The sequence below is a fragment of the Allobaculum sp. genome, from assembly GCF_047010065.1.
Taxonomy (GTDB): Bacteria; Bacillota_I; Bacilli_A; order Erysipelotrichales; family Erysipelotrichaceae; genus Allobaculum; species Allobaculum fili.
In genome coordinates this window covers 1-2193 of record NZ_JBKXLD010000166.1, presented here as the reverse complement: position 1 = coordinate 2193, position 2193 = coordinate 1, and the positions used below count along the sequence as shown (strand labels likewise).

The window sequence follows — 2193 nt, the reverse complement described above, 5'->3', positions numbered from 1 at the left end:
TCGCCAGCTCGGTTTCGGTCGCTTCGATTTCGTCTTCGAGGGTATCGTTTCCTTCTTCGTACTTACCGTGTTTAAACCAGGGCCCATTGCGGTAAAAGAGCAGGGAAAGAACGGCACCGGCCGACCAGCCAAACGGCCACGCCAGCCAGATGCCGGTTGAACCGAGAGCGGTGGCGGAAAGAATGAGTGCCAGACCGACGCGCAAAATCAGATCCGCAAACGTGGAAATCATGAATTTTCCCATCTGGCCCGCTCCGCGTAAAATGCCGTCGGCGACGAGCTTGGCGGAAACGATGAAGTAGAACGGAGAAAGAATGCGTAAAATTTCGATGCCCGTCTGCATCGCTTCGCCGTTTGGATGCTGGAGAAAGAGCAGAAGCAGCCGGTCGCCGATGAAAAAGTACGCCAGAAAGAGGGGAAGGCAGATGCCCCAGACTAGACGAAGCCCGGCGTTGAAGCCGGCGCGAATGCGATGAAGCTTGTTTGCGCCGATGTTTTGCGCCGTATAGTTGGAAATACCGTTGGCAAGCGTCGTCAGAGAGGTGATGACCAGATTGTTCAGCTTGATCGAAGCGCTGTAGCCGGCCATGACACTGGCGCCAAACCCGTTGATCGCGCCCTGAATCACGATGTTGCCGACCGAAATGAAGCTTTGCTGGAGGATGCTTGGAATGGCGATGACGGAAATCTGCTGAAGAATGCGCCAGGAAAAGAAGGGGGCTTTTCCCGAATGAGGAAGTGTATGAAGCCGCTTGAAGACATATACAATGGCGAGCACGCAGCTGACACCCTGGCAGATCAGCGTCGCCCAGGCCACACCGGCTACGCCCATGTCAAAGGCCGTTACAGACAAAATATCGACGGCGATGTTGCTTAAGGAAGAACCGGCCAGAAAAAGAAACGGCGTTTTGGAATCGCCCAGCGCCGAGAAAATGCCGGTCGCAACATTGTAGTAAAAGACAAAGGGAAGACTCAGGCAGTAAATGTCGAGATACACCATGGAATCGGCCATGACGCTTTGCGGCGTGTTGATCAGCTCGAGCAGAAACTGACAGCCGACAAAACCGATCAGCATGAGTACCGCACAAAGCACGCCGCTGGCGGCAATCGTTGTCGTGACAGCCGTTTTTAAATCCCGGTACTGCTTCGAGCCGAACAGACGGGAGACGACGACCGAGCAGCCGATATTGCATCCGAACGCGAACGCGATGAAAATGAGCGTGATTTCGTAGCTGTTGCCGACTGCGGCCAGCGCGTTTTCGCCAATAAATCGTCCGGCGACAAAACTGTCGGCGATATTGTAAAGCTGCTGAAACAGAATGCTTCCAAACAGGGGAAGACAGAACTGCCAGAGCACTTTCGACGGTTTTCCGACCGTCAGATCCTTGTTCATACGTTTCAATTCCTTTCTTTCCATACCTTTCTTAAAGGATTTTTCAAACCCGTTACTCATTATCCAGAAGAAAAGCCATATGTAAAATATTGTATTGATATCCAAGCCATATCAATTTGATATGGTTTATGAAATAGAAAGCCAGTCGGGAGAAAAAAGCCATGACCAAAAGAAACCCAGACGTTCAGAACCGTCTGAAAAAAGAAAAAAATGCGGTGAATTTTGAGTATTATCGGATTTTTTACTGCGTCGCCAGATATTCCAGTCTGACCAGAGCGGCTGAACATCTTTTCAGCAATCAGCCAAACGTTTCGCGCGTCATAAAATCGCTCGAACAAAGTCTTGGATGCGATCTTTTTATCCGCTTTCATAAAGGCGTAAAACTCACCCCCGAGGGAGAACGGCTGTATGCGCATGTCAGAATTGCGATGGAACACATTCAGGCAGCCCAGAACGAACTGCAGGAAATGAGCGCGCTGCAAGCCGGCGCCGTTTCGATTGCGGCCAGCGAAGTGGCCCTTCGCTGTCTGCTCCTTCCGGTTTTAAATGCCTTTCGCTCGCGCTATCCGCAAATCCAGATTCGAATTTCTAATCATACGACGCCGCAGGCACTGTCCGCCTTAGAAAACGGATTCGCGGATCTGGCGGTCATCACCAGCCCATGCCATCCGGCCAGTCAGATCGAATGGGTCCGTCTGCGCGACTTTCAGGACTGTGCCGTCTGTTCGAAAAAACTGGCCAGATCGATCGAACAGCCGCTTTCTATTTCGGATCTGAGCCAGATGCCTCTCATTGTACTG

2 protein-coding genes are annotated in these 2193 nt (G+C 51.6%); one reads left to right on the top strand and one right to left on the bottom strand.

Features of this window, described 5'->3' with window-relative positions:
• Positions 1 to 1393, bottom strand: a 1393-nt coding sequence (locus ACLUYS_RS09880; protein WP_412659797.1) for an MATE family efflux transporter, incomplete at its 3' end; no start/stop codon positions are given.
• 161 nt (positions 1394 to 1554) lie between these two features.
• Between ACLUYS_RS09880 and ACLUYS_RS09875 the strand changes: the two genes are divergently transcribed.
• Positions 1555 to 2193, top strand: a 639-nt coding sequence (locus ACLUYS_RS09875) for a LysR family transcriptional regulator (RefSeq protein WP_412659795.1), incomplete at its 3' end; no start/stop codon positions are given.